The organism is Frateuria sp. Soil773, assembly GCF_001428405.1.
In the GTDB taxonomy this organism is placed as follows: Bacteria; Pseudomonadota; Gammaproteobacteria; order Xanthomonadales; family Rhodanobacteraceae; genus LMSL01.
In genome coordinates this window covers 1-1228 of the sequence record NZ_LMSL01000022.1, presented here as the reverse complement: position 1 = coordinate 1228, position 1228 = coordinate 1, and the positions used below count along the sequence as shown (strand labels likewise).

The window sequence follows — 1228 nt, the reverse complement described above, 5'->3', positions numbered from 1 at the left end:
TCGATGCGGAAACCACGCAGCTTGACCTGATGGTCGAGCCGCCCCAGGAACTCCAGCTCCCCATCGGCGCGACGACGCGCCCGGTCGCCGGTGCGATACAGGCGCGACCCCGCCGGCCCGTACGGATCGGGCACGAACTTCCCTCCCGTCATCCCCGGATCGCCCAGGTAACCGCGAGCCACGCTCGGCCCGCCCAGGTACAGCTCCCCGCTCACCCCCACCGGCAACGGCTGCATCTGCGCATCCAGCACATACGCCCGGCCCCGGTCCAAGGGCCGGCCGATGCTCGGCTCCCGCTCCACCGGACCATGGAAGTCCACCCCCGTCGAATAGGTCGTGTCCTCCGACGGGCCATACAGGTTCGCCACCCGCCGGACCCCGGTCCGCTCGAACAGGGCATTGACCAGCGATGCCGGCAATGGCTCGCCCGCCACGTTGATCGTGCGCACGCTGTCGGGAATGAAACCGCCGTGCACCAGCTCCTTCACCGCCGAGGGCACCGAGTTGATCAGGCTCGGACGCAGCTCGGCCTGCTCGGACAGCGACAGCACGTTGTCCACCCACAGTACCGCCCCGCCCTGCGACCAGGCCGACCACAACTCGTAGACCGAAAGATCGAAGTTCAAGGACGTGCCCGCCAGCACGCGTGCGACTTCCTCGCGGGAATACATCCGCACCGCCCAGCCCAGCCGGTTCACGGCATTGCCGTGACTGATCCCCACCACCTTCGGTCGACCCGTCGAGCCCGACGTGAAGATCACGTACGCCAGTTGCTCCGGCCGGATCGGCACCGCCAACGGCCGACCCCCGCCTCCCTGCCAGTGCGGACGCAGGCTCAACCCCGGCGCCGCAGCCAATGCCGCCACCGGAACCTCGTCGCACAGCACCCGCTTGGGCCGCGCATCCTCGACCATCGCACGCAGTCGCGATTCCGGATAGCCCGGATCCAGCGGCACATAGCACGCACCGGCCTTCAATACCCCCAGCAGCGCCGCCAGCAGCCACGCGTCCCGGCGCATGCCCAGACCCACCCGGTCTTCCGGGCCGACCCCTTGCGCCTGCAGGTACGCCGCCACCGCATCCGAGTGCCGGTCCAGTTCCGCATACGTCCACTCTTCCCCGCCCCACGCCACGGCCAACGCATCCGGCGTCGCCTCCACCTGCGAGCGCCACACCGATACCAGGTCGCCCTCCCGCAGTCCCTCTTGCTCGCTCCGGTTGAACGCAT

Annotated in this window: 1 protein-coding gene; it reads right to left on the bottom strand. The window is 69.4% G+C overall.

From position 1 onward, the window contains the following. A partial coding sequence (locus ASG87_RS08890; RefSeq protein ID WP_157510978.1) for an amino acid adenylation domain-containing protein occupies positions 1–1228 on the bottom strand: 1228 nt, incomplete at both ends.